The following is a 22066-nucleotide window of genomic DNA, read 5'->3' as shown; positions in this document are numbered from 1 at the left end:
TCGATTCCTGACAACATTGTGTCAGGAGCCTGCCGTGACATCAACGCGACTATGCGCACAAACCGTTGCGAATGCGCATTTTTGGCGGCATATGTTATACATTGTAAACAGACATGGGGATTCATTTCCGCCTGAGCCACGTTCAGAACGGCCCCGGCGCAAATTTTTCCTCTCCAATGCTGGAGCAGCGTGATGGACAAGCGCGATCTGTCGACGACCTTTCGGGAGCGCCTGAAATTGCTCTTGACGCGGTCCGACCTGAACCAGTCGGCCTTCGCGACGGCGGTCGGCATCGACCGTTCGGCGCTGTCGCAGTTGCTCTCCGGCGCCTCGACCCGCCTGCCCCGCGCCGAGACCCTCCTCAACATCGCCGCCGAGTTCAAGGTGTCGCTCGACTGGCTGCTGGGCCTGAGCCAGGACGAAGGTGTCACCGGCGAAATCAGAGAAAGCCTGGAGATCGAGGAGGCGCCCGACGGCTTCGACCGCACGCTTTTGGCCAAATGGCATGCCGAGGCGGCCGGCACGAAGATCCGCTATGTGCCCGCCGGCATTCCCGACCTTCTGCGGACCGAGGCACTGGTGGAATATGAGGCCGGCATTGCCAACAAGAGCCGCGAGGCGCAGGCCGGCGAAACGCAATATCGCATCGACTACAACCGTCGGCCGGAGACCGACATGGAAGTCTGCATGCCGCGCCACACGCTGGAGATCTTCGCGCGCGGCCTCGGTGTCTGGGATCGTTTCCCGGAGGCCGAACGGCGCAAGCAATTGCTGCACATGGCGGCGCTGCTTGACGATCTTTATCCGACCTTTCGCCTGTTCCTCTATGACGGCCGCATTCGCTACTCGATCCCCTATACGATCTTCGGCCCCTATCGCGCCGCGATCTATGTCGGCGACATGTATATCGTGCTGAGCGCCACTCAGCCGATCCGCACGCTCACCAGCCATTTCGACAACCTGATCCGGGCCGCCGACATCAACGCGCACGAGGCCGCGAGTTTTGCGCAAAAGCTGGCCGCAATGTCCTTCCCATCAGGCTCTGCCTGATCGCGCGCATCGACATCATCTTGGCCGCCCCTCATCGCTCCAGGGAAACCCATTGGCCTTTCGCGGCCGCAAATTCGTTGACTGGACATAAAGACTTCTTTATATCGTTATTTGAATTTGAACGCGAAAGCCATTCCAGGCAGGAAATCCAGGGCCATGACCGCGACCAACCCGATTGACGCACTGCTTGCCGAAAAAGGCGTGCTTTTGGCCGATGGCGCCACCGGCACCAATCTGTTCGCGATGGGTCTTGAGGCCGGCGAAGCGCCTGAGTTGCTCAATGAGACGGCGCCCGAGACCATCGCCAGCCTGCATCGCAACTTCGTCGACGCCGGCGCCGATATCATTCTCACCAACTCCTTCGGCGGCACTCGCCACAGGCTGAAGCTGCATCATGCGCAGGATCGCGTCCACGAGCTGAACAAGCGCGCCGCCGAGATTGCCCGCTCCGTCGCCGACAAGGCCGGCCGCACGGTGATCGTCGTCGGCTCCGTCGGCCCGACCGGCGAATTGCTGGTGCCGCTCGGCGCCATGACCTATGACGAGGCGGTCGAGGCCTTCGCCGAACAGATCGAGGGCTTGAAGGCCGGCGGCGCCGAGGTCGCCTGGATCGAGACCATGTCGGCGCCGGACGAGATCCGCGCCGCGGCGCAAGCCGCCATCCGTGTCGGCCTGCCCTATACCTACACCGGTTCCTTCGACACGGCCGGCCGCACCATGATGGGCCTGCTGCCGAAGGATATCCACGCCGTCGCCGATGGCCTGTCGCAGGCCCCTCTCGGTGTCGGCGCCAATTGCGGCGTCGGCGCTTCCGATATCCTGGCGTCGCTGCTCGACATGACCGAGGCGAAGCCGGACGCGACCGTGATCGTCAAGGGCAATTGCGGCATTCCGGAGTTCCGCGGCGCGGAGATCCATTATTCCGGCACGCCGGAGCTGATGTCCGATTATGTGCGGCTGGCGGTCGATGCCGGCGCCAAGATTGTCGGCGGCTGCTGCGGCACCTCGTTCGCGCACCTTGCTGCCATGCGCAAGGCGCTGGACGCGCACACCAAGTCGACTCGCCCGACCGTCGAGACGATCGTCGAACGCATCGGCCCGATGCGCAACAAGGCGGCGACGGCAAACACCGCCGAGACCAGCGAAGCCCGCCGCGAGCGCCGGCGCAGCCGCGCCTGATACGTTTTCTACTTGCTGTTTTCAGCGTAGCGCGACAGCGCGGTATTGAGATCGGTGCCGGCGCTGCCTTGGTTGTCGGCGCCCATCGTCATCAGGGCGCCCGATGCGCCGGGGTCGCTGATCTGCTCGAGCATCGAACGAAAACGGTCGTTGTTGAGGGCCGAAAGCGCTGTGTTGCGCGCCGCGTCGACATCCTTCCTGATGCGCGCGGCTTCCGCCGAAGCAGCGGACGGTCCGCGCACCGGGGCATTGGCCGCCGTCGAGTTCACGTTCCCGATTGTCGTGATATGCACTGCTGATCCCTCAAACCCTTATCAGCAACACTGACAGAAGCTCGTTGCGGCCAGGTTCCGGAAAAGCCGTGCAATTTAACGATCGAAAAAAGAGCCGGCAGGATTGTCCCGCCGGCTCTTCAGTCAATCGCAATGGCCTACTTGTTGCCGTCCAGCGACGAGGCCAGCCGCACCAGCGACAGGAACTCCGCCCGATAGCCGAATGGATCGGCGCCGCGCGCGGCATTGGCGATCTCCGCGATGCGGTCGTAGCTGAAATTCGCAGTCTGATCCTCGTCGCGCAGCTTCTGCCCGAAAGCCGCGACGGCGACCGAGAAACGCTGGTCGGCGCCGGCCGCGTCGAAGGACGAGACCTCGTTAGCGGCGGTCACCGGCGTGGTGATGAGCTTCGAGGTGTTCTCGTCCGGCAGCTTGTAGCGGATCTTGACGAAGGCATATTCGCCCGCATTGGCGACGCCGCCATTGTCGACCTTCGCCTGGCCGTAGCGCAGCGGATCGACCTGCTCGCCGCCGCTGCCTTTCGGCGTGATCTCATAGACCGCCGTCACCGAATGGCCCGAGCCGATATCGCCGGCATCGACGCGGTCATTGTTGAAATCCTCGCGCTTCAGGGCACGGGTCTCATAACCGACGAGACGGTATTCGGAGATCGTGGCCGGATTGAACTCGACCTGGATCTTGACGTCCTTGGCGATGGTGAACAGGGTCGAGGAGGCATCCTCGACCAGCACCTTCTCGGCTTCGGCCAGCGTGTCGATATAGGCCGCCGTGCCGTTGCCGTTCTGAGCGATGGTCTGCATCAACTGATCGTTCAGATTGCCGCGGCCGAAGCCGAACACCGAGAGAAACACGCCCGTCTTGCGCTCCCTCTCGATCAGTCGCTTGAGGTCGTCGTCATCGGTCTGGCCGACATTGAAGTCGCCGTCGGTGGCAAGCATCACGCGGTTGACGCCGTCCTTGACGAAGGATTGCTGTGCGAGCCTGTAGGCCTCGCGGATGCCTTCTTCGCCGGCCGTCGAGCCGCCGGGCGCCAGATTGTCGATGGCCGCAAGGATCTTCTGCTTTTCCGCCGCCTTGGTCGGCATCAGCACCGTGCCGGCATTGCCGGCATAGGTGACGATCGAGACGGTGTCGTCGGGCTTCAGCCTGCTCACCAGCAGGCGGAAGGCGGATTTCAGCAGCGGCAGCTTGTCCGGCTCGTCCATCGAACCCGAGACGTCGATCAGGAAAACCAGATTGGCCTTCGGCTGCTCGGCCGGCTTCACGTCGAAACCCTTGATCGCGACATGCATGAGCTTGGTGTGCTCGTTCCACGGCGTCGGCATGACGGTGACGGTCGAGTTGAACGGCGTCTTGGCCGAATCCGGTCCCTTCCAGTCATAGGGGAAGTAGTTGATCATCTCCTCGACGCGCACCGTGTCCGGGTCGGGCAGACTGCCTTCCTTCAGCGAGCGCCGCACGAAGGAATAGGAGGCGGTATCGACATCGATCGAGAAGGTCGAGACCGGATCCTGCGCCGTCTCATGCACCGGATTGGTCTTGAAAGTCTCGACGCGGTCGCGGTTTTCCTCCCGCGGCTGCATTTGGTCGGCGGGCATGGGCGCGGGCTGCACCATCAGCTTGGAATCGGCGGCCGGCGGCGGAGACGCCGGTGTCGCGGCAGTTGCTCCTGCCGGCGCCTTGTCGGCCCGCTCCAACTGGTCGGCTCTCCGCTTCGGGGAATAGCCCGCAATTACCCCGACCCCGGCTTTGCCGCCGGCCGCGAGCTGGCCACTCTCCGCCGGCGCAGACTGCAGGGCGCGCTCGGCCTCGGGCGCCGCCTCCTGCTTGAGCAGGCTGTCGACCTCGGCCGCCGGCTTGGGCGGCGTTGCCGGCACCATTTGTGAATTGGCCTGGGTCTCGGCGTCCGCGTCGGTCTTCTTCTCCTTGGCGGGCGCCGCTGCCAGCGGCTCGTTGACCGCGGGCTGTTCCGGCGCCGGCTTCTGCGCCGCCGGTTTGTCGGCCAAGGTCTCGGTGACCGTGCCGTTGCCGCCCACGACGGGCGGCTGGTCCTTCAGCATCTCGAAAGCAGCATAGCCGGCGATAGGCAGCGCGACCAGCGCGGTGATGGCCGGCGTGGCGATGAGTTTCCGTTGCATGATGTCTCTCCAGAGCATTCTTGCTCGCTCCGTGAGACGAAGGCCTGCGGACGTTCCTTGGCGAACAGGCGAAATTTTTTCGTCGAGGTCGAAAGCCTGCATCGCGGCGGCGAACGCGCGCGCCTTCGCCTCGCCGCCCGGCGCCGGTACCGCGATGTCGCGTAGCCTTTCGAGTTCGTTGTCGTCGACCATGGTCACACTTCCCCGGCTGAGCGCATCAGCAGCTTCAGCCGTTTCTTCGCTTCATGGATGTGCCAGGACACCGTCGTCTCCGAGATCGCCATCACCTCGGCGGCCGCCGCGTGGTTGAGACCTTCGCCATAGACCAGCAGCACTGCGTCGCGTTGCTTGTCGGGCAGCATCCGCACCGCCGCCCACAGCGCCTCGGCCGGATCGTCGACCTCCGCCGACGCTTCGGCCGCGATCAGCGCATAGGCGCCGTAGGCATCGGTCTTGGCGGTGTCGCGGGCGCGCTTGCGCATCATGTCGCGCGAAGCGTTCAGCGTCATGGCATAGAGCCATGTCGTAAAGGCGCCGCTGCCCTGATAGTTGCGGATCGCGCGGCCGAGCCGCACGCAGACGTCCTGGGCGATGTCCTCGGCGTCGGCTTTGCGGCCGCACCAGCGATAGGCGGCGCGATAAACGAAACCATAGTGCCTTTCGAGCAATCTGCCGAAAGCACCGCTGTCTCCGCCCCTCGCCCGCCCGATCAATTCGGCATCGGAGGCTTCGCCGTCGTCCAGCATCATCGCCATCATTTGCCTGTTGGACGAAGGCTAATGGCCAATCCTTGGGGCGATGGAAAGATTTATTTGTGGAGGCGCATTTCCTTCTGCCCGTTCACGGGGAGAAGGTGCCCGAAGAGCGGATGAGGGGCGGCCCGAACATTCGAAGGCTCGCGCTGCACTGCGCCCCTTCGCGATCTGGGAAAAAAAGCTAGCCCAGCGTCTCTTTGAAAAACGTCGTCAGCCGCTTCCAATGCCTCTCGGCGCCCGCCTCGTCATAGACGCTGTGGTCCTTGACGCACCAGCCGTGGCCGACGCCGACATAATTCTCGATCACGTGGTCGACCTCTGCTGCCCTGAGCGCCTCCGCCAGCCGCGCCGACTGCTCTGGCGGAAAGCTGCGGTCGACGCCGGCGACGCCGACATAGACGCGCGCTTTGATCGAGGCCGCCTTGCGATGCGGGCTGTCGGCCGCGTCGCTGGCGAGATTGCCGCCATGGAAGCTTGCCGCGGCGGCGATACGGTCGGGATAGCTCGCCGCCGCGTTTAGCGCCCGCGCGCCGCCCATGCAGTAGCCGACGACGCCAATCGGTCCGGCGATCCCCTCGGCGGCCAGAGCATCGAGGAAGGCGCTGCCGTCGCGGATGGTCATGCCCTGCGTCGTGCCGCCGCTCAGCATCAACAGCAGGGCCTTGGTCTTTTCCTCGGCAAAGGCGGTTTTGGGATCGAACGGCCCATAGGGCGCATAGCGGTAGAAGAGATCGGGCACCAGCACGGCATAGCCATGCTCCGCGAGGCGCTCGGCCATCTGGTCGAGCGCCGGGCGCGGACCGAAAACATCCGTATAGAGGATGACGCCAGCCTTGGCCGGCGCGGCTGGACGAAACAGCCGTGCCTTCGCCGTGCCGTCCTGGGTCTTGATCTTGATGTCCTGCTTCGTCATTGCGCGCTCCGCCGGTTGTTAGGCGCTAGATATCCGCACTGCCCGCCAGGGCAAGCCGCAACCTCTCGATCGCGGTCAAGTTTCCGTGCGGTTCGGAAGAATGCCTACAGTCCGGCGAACGCCGCCATATGGAAAGCCTGGACATCGGCCGGATAGCGATACTCAGCGCCATAGGGACAGGCGTTGCGGTCGAGGCAGCCGCCGGCGCGGCAGGGCGCACCATCCGTGCCACGCACATGCAGCAGGCACGCCTCGTGCGCAAAGCCAGCCACCGAATATGCGCCGACCGGACAGGATTTCATGCAGGGTTTTGCGACGCATGCGTCGCAAAGATGATTCATCTCATGAGCTTCGGGAAGAGAAATCTCGTCCTCGAACAGCAATGCGCCGCGATAGGCATGCCAAAGTCCATAGGTCGGATGCATGAGGATGCCGAGCGGCGACGGCTTCAGCCCTTCGGCCCGCATCGCCCATTGCTGGAACGGCAGGTAGGGCCGGTCGGAGGGCGAAACCGCGCGGGCGCCGCAGCCTTGCGCGACCGCGCCGATCACCGCGCGCGACCAGGTGTCGAGCGGATTGGCGATGTCCCTCGCCTGCTGTCCCAGCCAGCGTTCAAAATGCGGCCATGGCGCCGCGCCCGCCTGCCCGACGAGCAGCGCAGATTTGGCTGGTGCGCCTGATGGACCGACAGGAGCGTCTTCGCCATCAGTGAAACGGAAACCGCCACGGAGGATCAAGCCGTTGGCCGCGAGCGCGGCCGCGATCTCCTCGACCGTGCCGCGCGCAAAAATCATCCCTTCCGGTCCGGATCGGAGAACGCGCTCCGCCAGACTTCCTTGTGAATGATGTTGGCGACTTTAGCCCCGCCTGACTCGGGCTCCTTTCACGTGAAGGCGTCGGCCATCGAGCCCTTCTTCCTGGCGATGAAATCCTTCAGCGCCTCGTCAATGGCCGGATCGAGATGCGGCGCCTCGTAGCTTTCCAGCCAGCGGCGGGCGAGCTCGTTGGCGCGCTGCGGGGCGGTCTTCTCGCCTTCGGCCAGCCACTGCTCATAGGAATTGTTGTCGGCGATGTTGGAGCGGTAGAAGGCGGTCTGGAAATTCGCCTGCGTGTGGTCGCAGCCGAGATAGTGGCTGCCAGGACCGACCTGGCGGATCGCGTCCATCGCCTGGCCGTTTTCCGACAGGTCGACGCCTTCGGCAAACTTCTGCTGCATGCCGAGCTGGTCGATATCCATCATGAATTTTTCGTAGCAGGAGGCGAGACCGCCCTCGAGCCAGCCGGCCGAATGCAGGACGAAATTGGTGCCGGCAAGGATTGTCGAGTTGAGCGTGTTGGCGCTCTCATAGGCTGCCTGCGCGTCCGGGACCTTCGAGGCGCAGAGCGAGCCGCCGGTGCGGAACGGCAGGCCGAGCCGTCGCGCCAGCTGCGCCGCACCATAAGAGACCAGCGACGGCTCGGGCGTGCCGAAGGTCGGCGCGCCGGACTGCATCGAGATCGACGAGGCGAAGGTGCCGAACAGCACCGGCGCGCCGGGCCTGATCAGCTGGGTGAACGAAGCGCCGGCGAGCACTTCGGCCAGCACCTGCGTCAGCGTGCCGGCAACCGTCACCGGGCTCATCGCGCCGGCCAGGATGAAGGGCGTGACGATGCAGGCCTGGTTGTGGCGCGAATAGACTTTCAACGCCCCTAGCATGGTCTCGTCGAACACCATCGGCGAGTTGGCGTTGATCAGGCTGGTCAGCACCGTGTTGTTCTCGACGAAGTCGTCGCCGAACACGAGCTTGGCCATCGCCACCGTGTCCTCGGCCCGTTCCGGCGCCGTCACCGAGCCCATGAACGGCTTATCCGAATACCGGATATGCGAGTAGATCATGTCGAGGTGGCGCTTGTTGACCGGCACGTCCACCGGCTCGCACACCGTGCCGCCCGAATGATGGATCGACGGCGCCATATAGGCGAGCTTCACGAAATTCTGGAAATCCTCGATCGTCGCGTAGCGCCGGTTGCCGTCGAGGTCGCGCACGAAGGGCGGGCCGTAGACCGGCGCGAACACGGTCGCGTTGCCGCCGATCTGCACCGAGCGCTCCGGGTTGCGCGCATGCTGGGTGTAGATCGAAGGCGCGGTCTTCAACAGCGAGCGGCAAAGGCCTTTCGGAAAATGCACGCGCTCGCCCTTGACGTCGGCGCCCGCTTCCTTCCAAAGCGCCAGCGCCTCGGTGTCGTCGCGGAAGATGATGCCGATCTCTTCCAGCACCGTGTCGGTATTCTTCTCGATCAGCGCCAGGCCTTCCTCGTTGAGGACCTCGTAGACATTGATCTTGCGCTTGATATAGGTGAGCTGCGTGCCCGGACCGCCGCCCGAGCGCGCCGCGCGCCGGGCTGCCGCGCCGCCGCTGGCACCGCGCCCACGCCGTGCGTTTGACGCTTCCTGGTCGACTGCCGCGTTCTCGCTCATGATCGTGCTTCCTATAAAAACCTGGTCTGGATTGGCTCGCAGCCCGTAACCGCCGCTTCTCGCCGGATCGTAACCATGCACCCTATTGGAAACGGCCCGCCAGCGCCAACGCCTGTCGCAAAATCGACAAGAAAAGCGCCAACTTTCCAGTCGCTTTCCTTTTGCGGGAAGTCGCAAATCAGCTATGGCTAGCTTGCCCTCGCGGGTTAGGTATTGGCGCATCGATTTTTAGGCTGCCGCAGTCATTCCGAGCAGCAAGGAGCCCGAGAAAATGTCCGACGACGAGATCATCCTTTCCGAGCTTTCCGACGACGAGCTCGTGCAGCAGATGCACGACGACCTGTATGACGGCCTGAAGGAAGAGATCGAGGAAGGCACGCGCATCCTGCTCGAGCGCGGCTGGGCGCCTTACAAGGTGCTGACCGAGGCTCTGGTCGAAGGCATGCGCATCGTCGGCGAGGATTTTCGCGACGGCATCCTGTTCGTCCCGGAAGTGCTGTTGTCGGCCAACGCAATGAAGGCCGGCATGTTCATCCTGCGTCCGCTGCTCGCCGCCACCGGCGCGCCCAAGCAGGGCAAGATGGTGATCGGCACCGTCAAGGGCGACATCCACGACATCGGCAAGAACCTCGTCGGCATGATGATGGAAGGCGCCGGCTTCGACGTCATCGACCTCGGCATCAACAACGCCGTCGAGAAATATCTGGACGCCATCGAGCAGCACCAGCCTGACATCATCGGCATGTCGGCGCTGCTCACCACCACCATGCCCTACATGAAGGTCGTGATCGACACGATGAAGGAAAAGGGCATCCGCGACGATTATGTCGTGCTGGTCGGCGGCGCGCCGCTCAACGAGGAATTCGGCAAGGCCGTCGGTGCCGATGCCTATTGCCGCGACGCGGCGGTGGCGGTCGAGACCGCCAAGGACTACATGAAGCGCAAGCATAACGTTCGCGCTTCCGCCTGACCCAAGGCATCAGGATGGATCGACAAAAAACCGCGCCTTGCAGCGCGGCTTTTTTGTACCCAGATTATGGACGAGGCTGCAGATCAGTTGACGGTGTCTTTGACCGCCCTTGCCGTCGATTTGACGTCCTTGCCGACGCCCCGGATGGTGTTGGCGCAGGCCGTGAGTGCAAGCGCGCAGGCCAGGATGGCGATCGGCGCGATGCGTAGCAGTTTCATGGACGGTGTCTCCCTCGACAGATATTAAGCCCCGCAGCGAAAGCCGGCCCGACTTGGTCAAGACGCAAAAACCGGAACCGAATCAAACAGACAGGCTGCTCGTCATCGCCTGCGGGATGATTGCGCGCGAAGTTTTGGCCGTCAAGCAACAGCTAAAGCTCGACCATCTCGATCTGACCTGCCTGCCGGCCGAGTTCCACTTCTACCCGGACCGCATCGCGCCGGCGATGGACAAGGCGATCGAGAAAGCCAAGGCGGAAGGCTACCGGCACATCTTCGTCGGCTATGCCGATTGCGGCACCGGCGGCCTGCTCGACCGCGTCATCGAGAAGCATGGCGTCGAGCGCATGGCCGGGCCGCATTGCTTTGCTTTCTACCAGGGCATGGACGCCTACGCGAAGGTCGCCGATGACGACATGATGTCGTTCTACATGACCGACTTTCTCTGCCGCCAGTTCGACGCCTTCTTCATCAAGCCGCTCGGTCTCGACCGGCATCCCGAGCTGACCAAGGATTATTTCGGCAACTACGAGAAGCTGATCTATCTCGCCCAGACCGACGATCCGGAACTCGACAAGGTCGCCGAAAAAGCCGCCGCCATGCTCGGCCTCGTCTATGAGCGCCGCTCGACCGGCTATGGCGACCTGACAGGCGAGCTGGCGCGGACGGCACAGGGCGCTGCCCGAGACGCCTAGTCGTCACGCCTCTTCCAGCGCGGCAAGCACATCGGCGAAGCTGGTCTTGCAGACGAAGCCGAGCCGCTCTCGCGCCCGCAAGGGATCGTAGACGCGGTCGATCGAGGAAAACATGGTCCAGCCCTTCCTCGCATAGAGCCTCGAATAACCCGGGAAATAGCGCGCGACGACGGATGGCGCGTCGGCGATCAGCTCGGCGCAATCCTGCGGCCGGAACGGCGTCGGCGCCGAGATGATGAAGATGTCGAAGCCAAGGCTCGGCGCCTTCTCCAGGGCGGCCACATGGGCTTCCGCCGCATCCTCCACCGTCAGCCGCCGAAACAGCAACTCGTTGGCCTTGGTGTTGGCATCGGACTGTTCGATGGCATGCGCCATGTCGTCCGCCTCGGGAAAGAAGCGCGCCGTGCGCAATACCACCACCGGCAGTCCATGCTCGATATGGTAGAGGCGACAGAGATGCTCGGCCGAGAGTTTCGTCACGCCGTAGATGTTGCGCGGCTCAGGCGACATCTCTTCCGTCAGCCAGGCGGCCTTGCGCGCGCCGCCCTGGAACCCGGCGCGGATTGCCTGCGAGATCATGAGCGACGTCGTCGAGGTGAAGACGAAGCGTTGCACGCCGCAGGTCACGGCCGCATCGAGCAGATTGAGCGTGCCTTGCACATTCGTGGCGACAAAGGCCGTGTTCTCATGATGCTCGATATTCGGCTTGTGCAGCGCCCCACTGTGAATGATGGCCTCGATGCTGTTCTCGCGGACGGTCTTCAGGACAAGATCGCGATCCGCGATCGAGCCGACGACCTTTGTGCGCGCCGAGAGAACCGGATCAAATCCGATGACGTGATGGCCGAGCGCTTCGAGCCTCGGCTTGAGCGCGCCGCCCAGCCAGCCGGACGACCCCGTGAGCAGGATCCGCATTCGATCGAACCACCATTTTTCCGAACTGCTGTTGTTAAGCACGGATGACAGACGATCGCGAACCGGTAAGTTGTGCGCCAGCGATAGGAAGAACTTTGTTCCAGCCATTGATTTGAGGAAACACGTTCATGATGCCTCGCCTGCTCCTTGCCGCCCTCGGTCTCGTCGCCCTCACTTTGCCGTCCCTTGCCGACGGCGAGGTGCAGAAGCTGATCACGGCTGCCGACAAGGCGCGATTGGACAAATACGGCGAGACGCGCAAGGCGGCTCTCGAGGAGGCAAAAGCTGGCGATCCGTCCGAGGTCAAGCAGTTGGACGAACTGCTCGCCAGACCTCTCGTCGCCTTCTCCGACAAGGATCTCACCGGCAACTGGAAGTGCCGCACCATCAAGGCGGGCGGCCTGAGCCCGCTCATCATCTATGGCTGGTTCAAGTGCAAGGTGACCGACGACGGCTCCGGTTGGCGGCTCGCCAAGATCAGCGGCTCGCAGCGCACAACCGGCCGGTTCTTCGACGACGGCGAGAAACGCTCCATCTATCTCGGCTCGTTCTCGGTCAATGATGACAAGGCCAAGCCCTATGGCAGCGGCCCCGAAAGCGACCAGGTCGGCTACGCTTTCCGCAACAGCGCCACCGGGTGGCGGATCGAATTCCCGGCGCCCTATTACGAATCGAAACTCGACATCATGGAATTCAAGCGCTGAGCCCGTCCTCTGCTGCCTCGTTGAAACGGCGCCGGCACACCAAGGATTAACCTGCTCCGCATAGCATGCGCGCGATTTCAAGCGGGTGGGTGCCGTGGCAGCGTCGGACTCGAATACGCGACCGATCGTGGTCGTCACCGAAGGTGGCCCGCATATCTGGGCCATCGTCAATGCGCTTGCCGATCGCGTCGGTTCCGTCGGCGTCATCCTCGAATCCGCTGAATCCAAAAAGCGCCTGCTCATCGGCCGCGCGCGACGCCAGGGCTTGATCTCGGCCATCGGCCAGCTCGGCACCATGGTGCTGACCAGGCTCGGCAAGCGGTTTCTCGCCGGTCATGCCGAGAGATTGATCGCCGAGGAGAAGCTCGACACTGAACCGCGGCAAGGTCAGGCGATTATCCATGTGCCATCCGCCAACGGGCCGGAATGCCTCGAGGCGGTCGCCAGGATCAATCCGGGCGTGGTGCTGCTTGCCGGCTGCAGGCTGTTGTCGAGGGAAACGCTGGCAAAAATGCCCTGCCCGGTGCTCAACTACCATGCCGGCATCGCGCCGACATACCGCGGCATGAATGGCGGCTACTGGGCGCTGGCCTGCGGCGATCAAGGGAATTTCGGCACCACCGTGCATCTGGTCGATGCCGGCGTCGACACCGGCGGCGTGCTGAAGCAGGCGCGCGGCAGGCCCAGGACCGGCGACACGATCGCCAGCTACGCGCTGCGCCAGGCGGCGTTTTCGCGCGATATCTGTGTCGAGGCGGTCGGCGATGCGCTGGCCGGCAGACTGGATACGATCGATCCGGGCCTGCCGTCGAAGCAGTGGTATCACCCGACGATCTGGTTCTACCTCTGGACCGGCCTCACCAAGCGCGTCTGGTAGGCCCGTCAATTGGTCGCCCTGTATGCTATTGTCTACAGGAGAGTGAGTTCTGCCGATGTCCAACATGGCCCTTATCAATATTCGCGTCACCTCTGACGAACGTGAGCTTCTTGAAGCTGCTGCCCGTCAAGCACACACCAATCTCAGCGATTTCATCCGGCAAGAGGCCGTTGAGGCAGCCGAAATGCAGGTGCTGGATGGGCTTGCGGTGACGATCCCGGCTGCCGATTGGGAAAAGTTCGAGGTTTGGGCGAGGTCGCCGGCCCTGGGGCGCGCCGGTTTGCAACGGCTCGCTGCGTCGCGGCCTGTATGGCAGGTCTGACACCTCCTCGGCCCCTTGCCAGCGACGACGGAAACCCCGTCTCTCAATCCGCGCTCATGACCTTTCTTTTTGCGACCTCCGGCAGCGTCGCTTTTGAAGGCGCGCGCGTCGTCCCATAACAAGCGGCTCAACCACGCATGCGGCAATGCTCCAAGACTTCGAGGAGTTGAGAATTCATGGCCGATCTGATCGTCGTCTACTGGCGCGATATCCCTGCCCAGGTCATCGTCAAGAAGGGCCGGCAGAACGCCAAGCGGGAATTGCCGCTGCGCTTCACCGAGGCGATCGACATGTGCGCCATGCGCACCGGCGCCGGCGGCACCGACGACTATCTGGCGGAGTGGCGCAAGGCCGATCCGATCCCGGTCGGCGACGACATCGAAGCCGAGGTCGAGAAAGCCTATCAGGAACTCGACGCGAAATATGACCGCGAGCGGCTGGTCGCTCTGGTCAAGGCTGGCGGGAAAGAAAATGTCTGAGCAACAGCCGGCGGTCACCCAGGCCACCTTGGTCAAGAAGGCAGCGCCGAAATCCGACTACAAGCCCGCCGACGTGTCGCCGCAGCGCCGCGTCCAGCGCACTTTTGCCGTGCGGCTTTGGTCGATCCGGCACTCGCGCTTGCTGGAATGGTTCTACAGCAGGTTCGCCGACGCCTTCCTGCTCTTGCACCCTCTGTGGAAAGGCATCGGCTACGGTCGCGTCGAAGCCCCGGTGAAATTTGTCGAGAAGCGGGTCAAGGGCTTCATGTTCGACTGCCGCATGTGCGGCCAATGCGTGCTCTCCTCCACCGGCATGTCGTGCCCGATGAACTGCCCCAAGCAACTGCGCAACGGTCCTTGCGGCGGCGTGCGTGCCAACGGCAATTGCGAGGTCGAGCCGGACATGCCCTGTGTCTGGGTCAAAGCCTGGGAAGGCTCGCGCAACATGGTGCACGGCGACAAGATCCTCACCGTGCAGAAGCCGGTCGATCAGTCGCTGCGCGAAACCTCGGCCTGGCTCCGCGTGACCGCGCAGGCCGCCGCCGCGCGCGAAGCGGCCAAGAATCCCGGAGCTTCGGCATGACCGTCCGCCAGATCGACGAGAACCCGGCCGGCATCCACCTGCCGCTCGAGCCCCTGCCAGGCCACACGTCGCGCGGCCGGCTGGAGCGCGTGCTGCGCCGCGGCGAGTTCGCTGTAACGACCGAGCTCAATCCGCCCGACAGCGCCGATCCGGAAGATGTCTACAACCGCGCCAAGATCTTCGACGGCTGGGTCGACGCCATCAATGCGGTCGACGCCTCGGGCGCCAACTGTCACATGTCGTCGGTCGGCATCTGCGCGCTGCTCACCCGCATGGGCTATGCGCCGATCATGCAGATCGCCTGCCGCGACAAGAACCGCATCGCTATCCAGGGCGACGTGCTGGGCGGCGCCGCCATGGGCGTCGCCAATATGCTGTGCCTCACCGGCGACGGCGTGCAGGCAGGCGACCAGCCGGGTGCCAAGCCGGTATTCGACCTCGATTCCATGTCGCTGCTCGAAACCATCCGCATCATGCGCGACAATGGCAAATTCCTGTCCGGCCGCAAGCTGACGACGCCGCCGCAGGTCTTCCTGGGTGCTGCCGTCAACCCCTTTGCGCCGCCTTACGACTTCCGCCCGATCCATCTCGGCAAGAAGATCGCCGCCGGCGCGCAGTTCGCGCAGACGCAGTATTGCTTCGACGTGCCGATGTTCAGAACCTTCATGCAGAAGGCGCGCGACCTCGGCCACACCGAGAAGCTCTTCCTGCTCTGCGGCGTCGGCCCGCTCGCTTCCGCCAAAACCGCGAAGTGGATCCGCTCCAACGTGCCGGGCATCCACATCCCCGATGCGGTTATCAAGCGGCTGGAAGGCGCGCAGGATCAGAAGAAGGAAGGCAAGCAGCTCTGCATCGACATCATCAACGAGGTGAAGGAAATCCCGGGCGTCGCCGGCATCCATGTGATGGCCTATCGCCAGGAAGAATATGTCGCCGAGATCGTCGATGAATCCGGCGTGCTGAAAGGCCGCCAGCCTTGGAAGCGGGAGATCCGCCGCGACGACCAGCTGGTCGCCGACCGGCTCGACCACCTGCTGCATGACGAGATAACCGAAACCCAGGTGGACATGGTGAAGACCGCGCATTGATGTATGTCGCCCAAAAGTGGGAACCGGTCTTGGGGCAACGACATACATGAACCTAGAGTCTAAGAGCGCGGACGGCACGCATTCACTTGAACCAAATCAGATAACGATATAAAGAAGTCTTTATATCACGACGGAGAGATCGCATGACCCGCACCATCGTCGCCTCGGCGACCCGAGAAATCGTCATCGGCTTCGATCAGCCCTTCTGCGTGATCGGCGAGCGCATCAACCCGACCGGCCGCAAGAAGCTCGCCGCCGAAATGGTGGCCGGCAACTTCGAGACCGTCATCAAGGACGCGCTGGAGCAGGCCGCCTGTGGCGCCACCATGCTCGACGTCAATGCCGGCGTCACCGCCGTCGACCCCAATGCGACCGAGCCGGCGCTTCTGGTGCAGACGCTGGAGATCGTGCAGGGCCTGGTCGATCTGCCGCTGTCGATCGATAGCTCGGTGACCGCCGCGATCGAGGCCGCGCTGAAGGTTGCCAAGGGCCGCCCCCTGGTCAACTCCGTCACCGGCGAGGAAGAAAAGCTCGAGGCCATCCTGCCGCTGATCAAGAAATACAATGTCCCGGTCGTCGCCATCTCCAACGACGAGACCGGCATCTCGATGGACCCGGACGTCCGCTTCGCGGTCGCCAAGAAGATCGTCGAGCGCTGCGCCGATTTCGGCATCCCGGCGCATGACGTCGTCGTCGACCCGCTGGTGATGCCGATCGGCGCGCTGGGCGATGCCGGCCGCCAGGTGTTCGCGCTGCTGCGCCGGTTGCGCGAAGAGCTCAAGGTCAACACCACTTGCGGCCTCTCCAACATCTCCTTCGGCCTGCCGCATCGCCACGGCATCAACGCCGCTTTCATCCCGATGGTGATCGGCGCCGGCATGACCTCCGCAATCATGAACCCGGTCCGTCCGCAGGAAATGGAAGCCGTGCGCGGCGCCAATGTGCTGAACGGCACCGACGAGAACTGCACCAACTGGATCCGCACCTACAAGGACTATAAGCCGGCCGAAGGCGGTCAAGCGGTTGCGGCTCCAACAGCCGTCAATGCGCCGGGCGAGGGCAACGGCAATGGCGGCCGTCGCCGTGGCGGCCGCGAAGCCCGCATGGCCAGAGGATAAGCGCGCAATCGTGAGCCGCACCGCAAACAAGGCCGGTCCGATCGCATCGTGGATGCGGCCGGACAGCTCTGCTTTGCGTTCAGGCCACGCCCAATATGGCGTCGAACAGCGCCATGCCCGCCCACGATCCGAAGATGCCCGTCACGCCGCCGACGATAAAATCATCGTCGTAGGCGGGCCAGAACGCATGCAGCAGCAGCGCGCCGACGATCGCGCCGAGGATCCCGGTGGCGAGATATTGCGGATTGCGCAGCCACGAGCCCTTAATCACGCGCACCATGGTGAACGCGGTGAAGATGGCGGAGAGCAGCAGATCCGACATGGTTGGCCCCTGGACCAACGGACTCTCCGCCCAATAGTAAAACGATCCGTTAAACGGCATCGGCGATTGCCATCGAGACACGTGCCAGCATGAATCCTCCCCCCAACATCACCGATCCGCTCGTGCTGTTCATGCCGTCCGGCAAGCGCGGCCGGTTCCCGATCGGCACGCCAGTGCTCGATGCCGCGCGCCAGCTCGGCGTCTATGTCGAAAGCGTTTGCGGCGGCCGCGCCACCTGCGGCCGCTGCCAGATCGAAGTGCAGGAAGGCAATTTCGCCAAGCACAAGATCGTCTCGTCCAACGACCACATCTCGCCCAAGGGCGCCAAGGAAGAGCGCTATGAGCGCGTGCGCGGCCTGCCCGAGCGGCGCCGCCTCTCCTGCTCGACGCAGATCCTCGGCGACCTCGTCATCGATGTGCCGCAGGACACGGTCATCAATGCCCAGACCATCCGCAAGGACGCCGACACCAGGGTAATCGCCCGCGATACGGCGATCCGCATGTGCTATGTCGAGATCGAAGAACCCGACATGCACAAGCCGCTCGGCGACCTCGACCGGCTTAAGATCGCCCTGATGAAGGACTGGGGTTTCAAGAACCTCGAATTCGACTTTTATCTCATGCCGCAGGTGCAGGGCATTCTGCGCAAGGGCAACTGGACCGCGACCGCCGCCATCCACAAGGACGCCGACAGCGATATCGCGCGCGTCATCGCGCTGTGGCCCGGCCTCAAGAACGAGGCATACGGCCTCGCCTGCGACATCGGCTCGACCACCATTGCCATGCATTTGGTGTCGCTGCTGTCGGGCCGCGTTGCTGCGTCCTCCGGCACGTCCAATCCGCAGATCCGCTTCGGCGAGGATCTGATGAGCCGCGTCTCCTACGTGATGATGAACCCGGACGGCCGCGAAGGCATGACGGTCGCCGTGCGCGAGGCGATCTCCGGCCTCGTCGACAAGGTCTGCGCGGAAGGCAATGTCCAGCGCAACGACATCCTGGATTCCGTCTTCGTCGGCAATCCGATCATGCATCATCTGTTCCTCGGCATCGATCCGACCGAGCTCGGCGGCGCGCCTTTCGCGCTTGCCGTCTCCGGCGCGGTGCGCATCAAGGCCTCCGACATCGGCCTGAAGCTCAACCAGGGCGCGCGACTTTATATGCTGCCCTGCATTGCCGGCCATGTCGGCGCCGACGCGGCCGCCGTCACCCTGTCGGAAGGCCCGCATCGCCAGGACGAGATGATGCTGATCGTCGACGTCGGCACCAACGCCGAGATCGTGCTCGGCAACTCCACGCGCGTCGTGGCGGCCTCCTCCCCGACCGGCCCGGCCTTCGAAGGCGCGGAAATCTCCGGCGGCCAGCGCGCGGCGCCTGGTGCCATCGAGCGCGTTCGCATCGACCCCGAAACGCTGGAACCGAAATATCGGGTCATCGGCTCGGAGCTGTGGTCCGATCAGCCGGGCTTCACGGACAGCGTGCAGGCGACCGGCGTCACCGGCATCTGCGGCTCCGGCATCATCGAAGTGGTGGCGGAGATGTATCTCGCCGGCATCATCTCGGAGGACGGCGTCGTCGACGGATCGCTCGGCATGCGCTCGCCGCGCATCGTGCCCAACGGCCGCACCTTCTCCTACGTGCTGAAGGAGGGCGAGCCCAAGATCACCATCACCCAGAACGACGTGCGCGCCATCCAGCTTGCCAAGGCGGCGCTCTATGCCGGCACCAAGCTTCTGATGGAAAAGCAGCACACCGACCATGTCGACCGCATCCATTTCGCCGGTGCGTTCGGCTCCTTCATCGATCCGAAATACGCCATGGTGCTCGGCCTGATCCCGGATTGCGACTTGGACAAGGTCCAGGCCGTCGGCAACGCCGCCGGCGCCGGCGCGCGCATGGCGCTGCTCAATCGCGGCTACCGGCGCGAGATCGAGGAGACGGTGAGCAGGATCGAGAAGATCGAGACGGCGCTTGAGCCGAAATTCCAGGAGCACTTCGTCTACGCCATGGCGCTGCCGAACAAGGTCGACCCCTTTCCCAAGCTGGCGGCCGCGGTGAAGCTGCCGCCGCGCAAGGCGATGAGCGAGGACGGCACCGCCGGCGACGCTACCCCACGCCGGCGTTCACGCGAGGAGCGCGCTGCACGGCGCGGTCGGGACTAACGCTTCAGCTCATTCCGCGGCCCCTGCGGCCGCGGCATTGGCTGCCTTCACGGCGCCCTTGGGACGGTGCGGATGCAGCAGCCCGATCAATGGTTTTTCGACGATCAGATAAAGCATCGCCGAGAGCGCAAGCGTGGCGACCAGGATCGTCGCCGGCTGCAACGCTGCCGGCAGGCCGGTCCTCAGGACGACGCCCGTCGCCAGGACGCCGACCACGACATGCCACAGATAGATCGAATAGGACGCATCGCCGAGAAATGTGGGCAACGCAGCCGGCTTGAACGGTCGCGCCCGCTCGGCAAAAACCGCGCCCGCCACGATCAGCGCGGCCGGAAGCCCCCAGCGCAAGGCGCGAGCCATGCCGGCGTCGAACAGCGGACTTGCCGCAAGCAGAAGGAATCCTGCGCCGGCCATGGCCAACCCCACCGCAAGCGGGAGCCGATAGCCCTGGAGCCAGAAGCGCCCAACCACGACGCCGGCGGCGAACTCGAGCACGATTGGATCGGTGAAGGCGCGCGCATATCCAGCGGCAAAAACAAAATGCAGCGCGACGATGGCAACAAGGGCGCCCACGAGGACGCCGAACCGCCAGCGCTCCCCGAGGAACAGCACCAGCGTGAAAACGAGATAGAACATCATTTCATAGCAGAGCGTCCAACCTTGTATGACGATGGGATGCAGCGCGTTCTCCTGCAGAATCGGCAGGAAGAACAGTGACCCAACGAAATTCGGGACGCTGAAGAAATGGCCGTAGAAGAACTGCGGCTTGATCAGGATGCCGGCCGCGGTCAGCAGCGTGACGATCCAATAGAGAGGCACGATGCGGGTGATCCGGCGCCCCATGAAGCGCCAAGGATCAGCCGGCCTGCCGGCCGTCGTCACCCACATGATGAAGCCGCTGATGACGAAGAAGATGTCGACGCCGGCTGCCCCGACGTCGAACGGACCGCCGAACTGCTCGCTGACGTGAAAGCATACCACCGCGCACGCGGCGAGGCCGCGCAGATATTGAACACTATGGATGTTCGTCACGATGCCTCGATCCGATCGCATCATGTTGCGATGCACACGCCCCACGCCGCATTGCACAATAACAATGCAGTCGCTTGCTGCTGTCAACCGCTGATGGCAGCTATCCAGATAGAAACCGGCATAGCAGCCCCTCTAAATTCGTTTGCATGCAAATGTTTCCGGATTCGCGCGATCCGGAAACCGAAACGCTGTTTTCGCGAAATCGATCCGATACATGCGTGACGCATTTAGCGCGCATCGAACGGCGGCCGACCATGCATGTCGCCCAAAAGTGTCTTTTGGGAAACGACATGCGTGAAAGTAGATCCTCGGCTGCCGCTGGTCTTCAAGGGAGATGAAAATGTCGATGTACGATAATCTCAGCCGCTTCGGTGTGACCATCAGGCAGGCTCATGCCAGGAACAAGGCGATCCGCGCGCTCAACGATCTGCCGGCGCATGTCCAGAAGGATATCGGCTGGCCGGCCTCGCCGCCGAGCGACCCGCAGGCAGCCCTTCATGCGCTGCTTCTGGGCACGCCGCGCTGATGACCTTCGCCGACAAATGCAAGTTGCTCGGCAAGCGCCTGGGCCGCGACGCGGCCTCGGCGAACGTCGACAACAAATTGCGCGCGGCGCTACTGCCGAAGCGGCGCTAGAGCAATTCCAGGAAAGTGCGCGGCGGTTGGGCTCGGCAATTCGCCGTAGCCTTCCGCCCGAAATCGCGCAAACAAAGAACCGGCACCATCCGATCACGCCGATGTGCCAGCGTGATCCTTGACATTTTTAACTGAGGTACAATCTTCGCAGAGCGGGGGGAATTCTCTTAGTCGGCTCTGCCGAAGTGCGTGTATCTGCATGCCCAGTTTGAAAAGCCATCTCGTTTCGTTCGTTCTCAGGCACAGCCGCAAGAAGGCGTTTTCCAGTCCCGAGAACCTGCAGCGCTGGATCGCCTACGCCCGCAAGACCGAGGACTATCATCCGCCGGCCGTGCTCAGGGCACGGCTGGACATCACCGAGACCGAGATCAACGGCTTTCCCGTCTATGAGATCGCGCCGAAGGCGGGCGAAAGCCGGCGCATCCTCTACATGCACGGCGGCGCCTTCGTCTTTCAGATCACGTCCTACCATTGGGGGCTGATCGCCGAGATGGCCGAGCGTCTCGGCTTCGGCATCACCGTGCCGGTCTACCCCATCGCGCCGGAGCACGACTTCCATGACATGTTCGGCATGGTCGGCAACGTCTACCGGCGCATGCTCGAAGAGACCGACGCCGAGGACATCGTCTTCATGGGCGATTCCGCCGGCGGCAACATGGCGGTCGTGCTGACCATGATGGCGGCCGAGGAAAGCCTGCCGGCACCGTCGCGGCATGTGCTGATCTCGCCCGGTCTCGACGTCTCGCTTGCAAATCCCGAAGTCTTCGAGGCCGAGCGGCAGGATCCGTGGCTGGGTATTGCGGGTGGGCTGGAAGCGGTGCGGCTCTACAGCGCCGGTTTCGACCGCACCGACTGGCACATTAGCCCGCTTTACGGCAACCTGTCCGTGCTGCCCAAGACGCTGCTGCTGACCGGTTCACGCGACATGCTGACACCGGATAATCTCATCTTCGCCGAACGCGCACGCGCTGCCGGCGTCGAGGTCGACCTGGTCTACGAGGAAGGCATGTTCCACGCCTGGCCGTTGATCGAGATGCCCGAGGCGCGCCGCGCACGCGATTCCATCGTCGATTTCCTCAGCGTTCCGGCACCAGCCCGAGCCCGCGCTCGACGCAGGACGAAAGCTGCTTTCGCAGCCCGCTCCGCGCCCGCGGCCGAATAG

General features: G+C 63.6%; 24 protein-coding genes. 14 read left to right on the top strand and 10 right to left on the bottom strand.

Features of this window, described 5'->3' with window-relative positions; genetic code table 11:
* The first annotated feature begins 192 nt into the window (after positions 1–192).
* On the top strand, positions 193–1050 hold the full coding sequence (locus FJW05_RS01110) for a helix-turn-helix transcriptional regulator (protein WP_140541935.1): 858 nt from the start codon (positions 193–195) through the stop codon (positions 1048–1050).
* Positions 1051–1206: 156 nt separating this feature from the next.
* Positions 1207–2229, top strand: a complete 1023-nt coding sequence (gene bmt, locus FJW05_RS01105) for a betaine--homocysteine S-methyltransferase (RefSeq protein WP_140627105.1) — start codon at positions 1207–1209, stop codon at positions 2227–2229.
* Positions 2230–2237: 8 nt separating this feature from the next.
* On the opposite strand, the gene FJW05_RS01100 is transcribed toward bmt, so the two are convergent.
* The 6 genes from FJW05_RS01100 to FJW05_RS01075 form a co-directional block, all read right to left on the bottom strand.
* Positions 2238–2522 (bottom strand): hypothetical protein, encoded by a 285-nt coding sequence (locus FJW05_RS01100; RefSeq protein WP_246673161.1) that lies wholly within the window; start codon positions 2520–2522, stop codon positions 2238–2240.
* A gap of 137 nt (positions 2523–2659) precedes the next feature.
* Positions 2660–4852: a VWA domain-containing protein gene (locus FJW05_RS01095; RefSeq protein WP_140627102.1), complete on the bottom strand. Its 2193-nt coding sequence runs from the start codon at positions 4850–4852 to the stop codon at positions 2660–2662.
* Between the two features lie 2 nt (positions 4853–4854).
* Positions 4855–5415, bottom strand: a complete 561-nt coding sequence (locus tag FJW05_RS01090; protein WP_140542008.1) for an RNA polymerase sigma factor — start codon at positions 5413–5415, stop codon at positions 4855–4857.
* 181 nt (positions 5416–5596) lie between these two features.
* The gene (locus FJW05_RS01085; protein ID WP_140541938.1) at positions 5597–6328 is read right to left on the bottom strand and encodes a dienelactone hydrolase family protein; all 732 of its coding nucleotides are present in this window, start codon (positions 6326–6328) and stop codon (positions 5597–5599) included.
* 104 nt (positions 6329–6432) lie between these two features.
* A complete protein-coding gene (locus FJW05_RS01080; RefSeq protein WP_140627100.1) occupies positions 6433–7122 on the bottom strand; it encodes a 4Fe-4S dicluster domain-containing protein in 690 nt (229 codons plus the stop codon).
* 89 nt (positions 7123–7211) lie between these two features.
* Positions 7212–8786 (bottom strand): trimethylamine methyltransferase family protein, encoded by a 1575-nt coding sequence (locus FJW05_RS01075; protein WP_140627098.1) that lies wholly within the window; start codon positions 8784–8786, stop codon positions 7212–7214.
* A 271-nt stretch (positions 8787–9057) separates the two neighbouring features.
* On the opposite strand from FJW05_RS01075, the gene FJW05_RS01070 reads away from it, so the two are divergent.
* Positions 9058–9756, top strand: a complete 699-nt coding sequence (locus tag FJW05_RS01070; RefSeq protein WP_140495658.1) for a B12-binding domain-containing protein — start codon at positions 9058–9060, stop codon at positions 9754–9756.
* A gap of 83 nt (positions 9757–9839) precedes the next feature.
* Here FJW05_RS01070 and FJW05_RS01065 read toward each other — a convergent pair whose 3' ends face one another.
* Positions 9840–9974 carry an entericidin A/B family lipoprotein gene (locus FJW05_RS01065; protein ID WP_041003961.1) on the bottom strand — a complete coding sequence of 45 codons (135 nt, stop codon included), beginning with the start codon at positions 9972–9974 and terminating at the stop codon, positions 9840–9842.
* A gap of 53 nt (positions 9975–10027) precedes the next feature.
* Between FJW05_RS01065 and FJW05_RS01060 the strand changes: the two genes are divergently transcribed.
* Positions 10028–10669, top strand: a complete 642-nt coding sequence (locus FJW05_RS01060; RefSeq protein WP_140541942.1) for a DUF1638 domain-containing protein — start codon at positions 10028–10030, stop codon at positions 10667–10669.
* 3 nt (positions 10670–10672) lie between these two features.
* Here the strand turns inward: FJW05_RS01060 and FJW05_RS01055 are convergent, their stop codons facing one another.
* Positions 10673–11584 carry an NAD(P)-dependent oxidoreductase gene (locus FJW05_RS01055; RefSeq protein WP_140541943.1) on the bottom strand — a complete coding sequence of 304 codons (912 nt, stop codon included), beginning with the start codon at positions 11582–11584 and terminating at the stop codon, positions 10673–10675.
* 128 nt (positions 11585–11712) lie between these two features.
* Between FJW05_RS01055 and FJW05_RS01050 the strand changes: the two genes are divergently transcribed.
* The 7 genes from FJW05_RS01050 (at position 11713) to FJW05_RS01020 (ending at position 16755) form a co-directional block, all read left to right on the top strand.
* Positions 11713–12288 carry a DUF4893 domain-containing protein gene (locus tag FJW05_RS01050; RefSeq protein WP_140627096.1) on the top strand — a complete coding sequence of 192 codons (576 nt, stop codon included), beginning with the start codon at positions 11713–11715 and terminating at the stop codon, positions 12286–12288.
* A gap of 94 nt (positions 12289–12382) precedes the next feature.
* Complete coding sequence (locus FJW05_RS01045; protein ID WP_140627094.1) at positions 12383–13165, top strand: formyl transferase; 783 nt, start codon at positions 12383–12385, stop codon at positions 13163–13165.
* Between the two features lie 55 nt (positions 13166–13220).
* Positions 13221–13487, top strand: a complete 267-nt coding sequence (locus FJW05_RS01040) for a DUF6290 family protein (protein WP_140627092.1) — start codon at positions 13221–13223, stop codon at positions 13485–13487.
* Positions 13488–13663: 176 nt separating this feature from the next.
* A complete protein-coding gene (locus FJW05_RS01035; protein ID WP_127863411.1) occupies positions 13664–13966 on the top strand; it encodes a virulence factor in 303 nt (100 codons plus the stop codon).
* Positions 13959–14549 carry a methylenetetrahydrofolate reductase C-terminal domain-containing protein gene (locus FJW05_RS01030; RefSeq protein ID WP_140627090.1) on the top strand — a complete coding sequence of 197 codons (591 nt, stop codon included), beginning with the start codon at positions 13959–13961 and terminating at the stop codon, positions 14547–14549. Before FJW05_RS01035 ends, FJW05_RS01030 begins: the two co-directional genes overlap by 8 nt.
* Positions 14546–15637, top strand: a complete 1092-nt coding sequence (locus FJW05_RS01025) for a methylenetetrahydrofolate reductase (RefSeq protein ID WP_140541949.1) — start codon at positions 14546–14548, stop codon at positions 15635–15637. Before FJW05_RS01030 ends, FJW05_RS01025 begins: the two co-directional genes overlap by 4 nt.
* Positions 15638–15780: 143 nt before the next feature.
* Entirely contained in the window at positions 15781–16755 is a 975-nt protein-coding gene (locus FJW05_RS01020; protein ID WP_140541950.1) for a methyltetrahydrofolate cobalamin methyltransferase, read from the top strand.
* Positions 16756–16834: 79 nt separating this feature from the next.
* Here the strand turns inward: FJW05_RS01020 and FJW05_RS01015 are convergent, their stop codons facing one another.
* Positions 16835–17077, bottom strand: coding sequence for a hypothetical protein (locus FJW05_RS01015; protein WP_224626007.1), 243 nt, complete (start codon positions 17075–17077; stop codon positions 16835–16837).
* An 89-nt stretch (positions 17078–17166) separates the two neighbouring features.
* Between FJW05_RS01015 and FJW05_RS01010 the strand changes: the two genes are divergently transcribed.
* Entirely contained in the window at positions 17167–19236 is a 2070-nt protein-coding gene (locus tag FJW05_RS01010; protein ID WP_140627088.1) for an ASKHA domain-containing protein, read from the top strand.
* A gap of 9 nt (positions 19237–19245) precedes the next feature.
* Here the strand turns inward: FJW05_RS01010 and FJW05_RS01005 are convergent, their stop codons facing one another.
* On the bottom strand, positions 19246–20268 hold the full coding sequence (locus FJW05_RS01005) for an acyltransferase (protein WP_246673159.1): 1023 nt from the start codon (positions 20266–20268) through the stop codon (positions 19246–19248).
* 340 nt (positions 20269–20608) lie between these two features.
* Here FJW05_RS01005 and FJW05_RS01000 point away from each other — a divergent pair, with 340 nt between their 5' ends.
* Both FJW05_RS01000 and FJW05_RS00995 read left to right on the top strand, forming a co-directional pair.
* On the top strand, positions 20609–20794 hold the full coding sequence (locus tag FJW05_RS01000; RefSeq protein ID WP_140541953.1) for a hypothetical protein: 186 nt from the start codon (positions 20609–20611) through the stop codon (positions 20792–20794).
* A gap of 309 nt (positions 20795–21103) precedes the next feature.
* Positions 21104–22066, top strand: coding sequence for an alpha/beta hydrolase (locus tag FJW05_RS00995; RefSeq protein WP_140627086.1), 963 nt, complete (start codon positions 21104–21106; stop codon positions 22064–22066).

Origin of the sequence: Mesorhizobium sp. B2-9-1 (assembly GCF_006439455.1) — a bacterium.
Taxonomy (GTDB): domain Bacteria; phylum Pseudomonadota; class Alphaproteobacteria; order Rhizobiales; family Rhizobiaceae; genus Mesorhizobium.
Note: the sequence above shows the minus strand (reverse complement) of the source record. Positions and strands in the feature narration are given on the sequence as shown.

Coding starts and splice junctions, on each gene's coding strand:
- FJW05_RS01110 (WP_140541935.1), top strand. CDS start 193: ATGGACAAGCGCGATCTGTCGACGACCTTTCGGGAGCGCCTGAAATTG.
- bmt (WP_140627105.1), top strand. CDS start 1,207: ATGACCGCGACCAACCCGATTGACGCACTGCTTGCCGAAAAAGGCGTG.
- FJW05_RS01095 (WP_140627102.1), bottom strand. CDS start 4,852: ATGGTCGACGACAACGAACTCGAAAGGCTACGCGACATCGCGGTACCG.
- FJW05_RS01090 (WP_140542008.1), bottom strand. CDS start 5,415: ATGGCGATGATGCTGGACGACGGCGAAGCCTCCGATGCCGAATTGATC.
- FJW05_RS01085 (WP_140541938.1), bottom strand. CDS start 6,328: ATGACGAAGCAGGACATCAAGATCAAGACCCAGGACGGCACGGCGAAG.
- FJW05_RS01080 (WP_140627100.1), bottom strand. CDS start 7,122: ATGATTTTTGCGCGCGGCACGGTCGAGGAGATCGCGGCCGCGCTCGCG.
- FJW05_RS01075 (WP_140627098.1), bottom strand. CDS start 8,786: ATGAGCGAGAACGCGGCAGTCGACCAGGAAGCGTCAAACGCACGGCGT.
- FJW05_RS01070 (WP_140495658.1), top strand. CDS start 9,058: ATGTCCGACGACGAGATCATCCTTTCCGAGCTTTCCGACGACGAGCTC.
- FJW05_RS01065 (WP_041003961.1), bottom strand. CDS start 9,974: ATGAAACTGCTACGCATCGCGCCGATCGCCATCCTGGCCTGCGCGCTT.
- FJW05_RS01055 (WP_140541943.1), bottom strand. CDS start 11,584: ATGCGGATCCTGCTCACGGGGTCGTCCGGCTGGCTGGGCGGCGCGCTC.
- FJW05_RS01050 (WP_140627096.1), top strand. CDS start 11,713: ATGATGCCTCGCCTGCTCCTTGCCGCCCTCGGTCTCGTCGCCCTCACT.
- FJW05_RS01040 (WP_140627092.1), top strand. CDS start 13,221: ATGTCCAACATGGCCCTTATCAATATTCGCGTCACCTCTGACGAACGT.
- FJW05_RS01035 (WP_127863411.1), top strand. CDS start 13,664: ATGGCCGATCTGATCGTCGTCTACTGGCGCGATATCCCTGCCCAGGTC.
- FJW05_RS01030 (WP_140627090.1), top strand. CDS start 13,959: ATGTCTGAGCAACAGCCGGCGGTCACCCAGGCCACCTTGGTCAAGAAG.
- FJW05_RS01025 (WP_140541949.1), top strand. CDS start 14,546: ATGACCGTCCGCCAGATCGACGAGAACCCGGCCGGCATCCACCTGCCG.
- FJW05_RS01020 (WP_140541950.1), top strand. CDS start 15,781: ATGACCCGCACCATCGTCGCCTCGGCGACCCGAGAAATCGTCATCGGC.
- FJW05_RS01015 (WP_224626007.1), bottom strand. CDS start 17,077: ATGTCGGATCTGCTGCTCTCCGCCATCTTCACCGCGTTCACCATGGTG.
- FJW05_RS01010 (WP_140627088.1), top strand. CDS start 17,167: ATGAATCCTCCCCCCAACATCACCGATCCGCTCGTGCTGTTCATGCCG.
- FJW05_RS01000 (WP_140541953.1), top strand. CDS start 20,609: ATGTCGATGTACGATAATCTCAGCCGCTTCGGTGTGACCATCAGGCAG.
- FJW05_RS00995 (WP_140627086.1), top strand. CDS start 21,104: ATGCCCAGTTTGAAAAGCCATCTCGTTTCGTTCGTTCTCAGGCACAGC.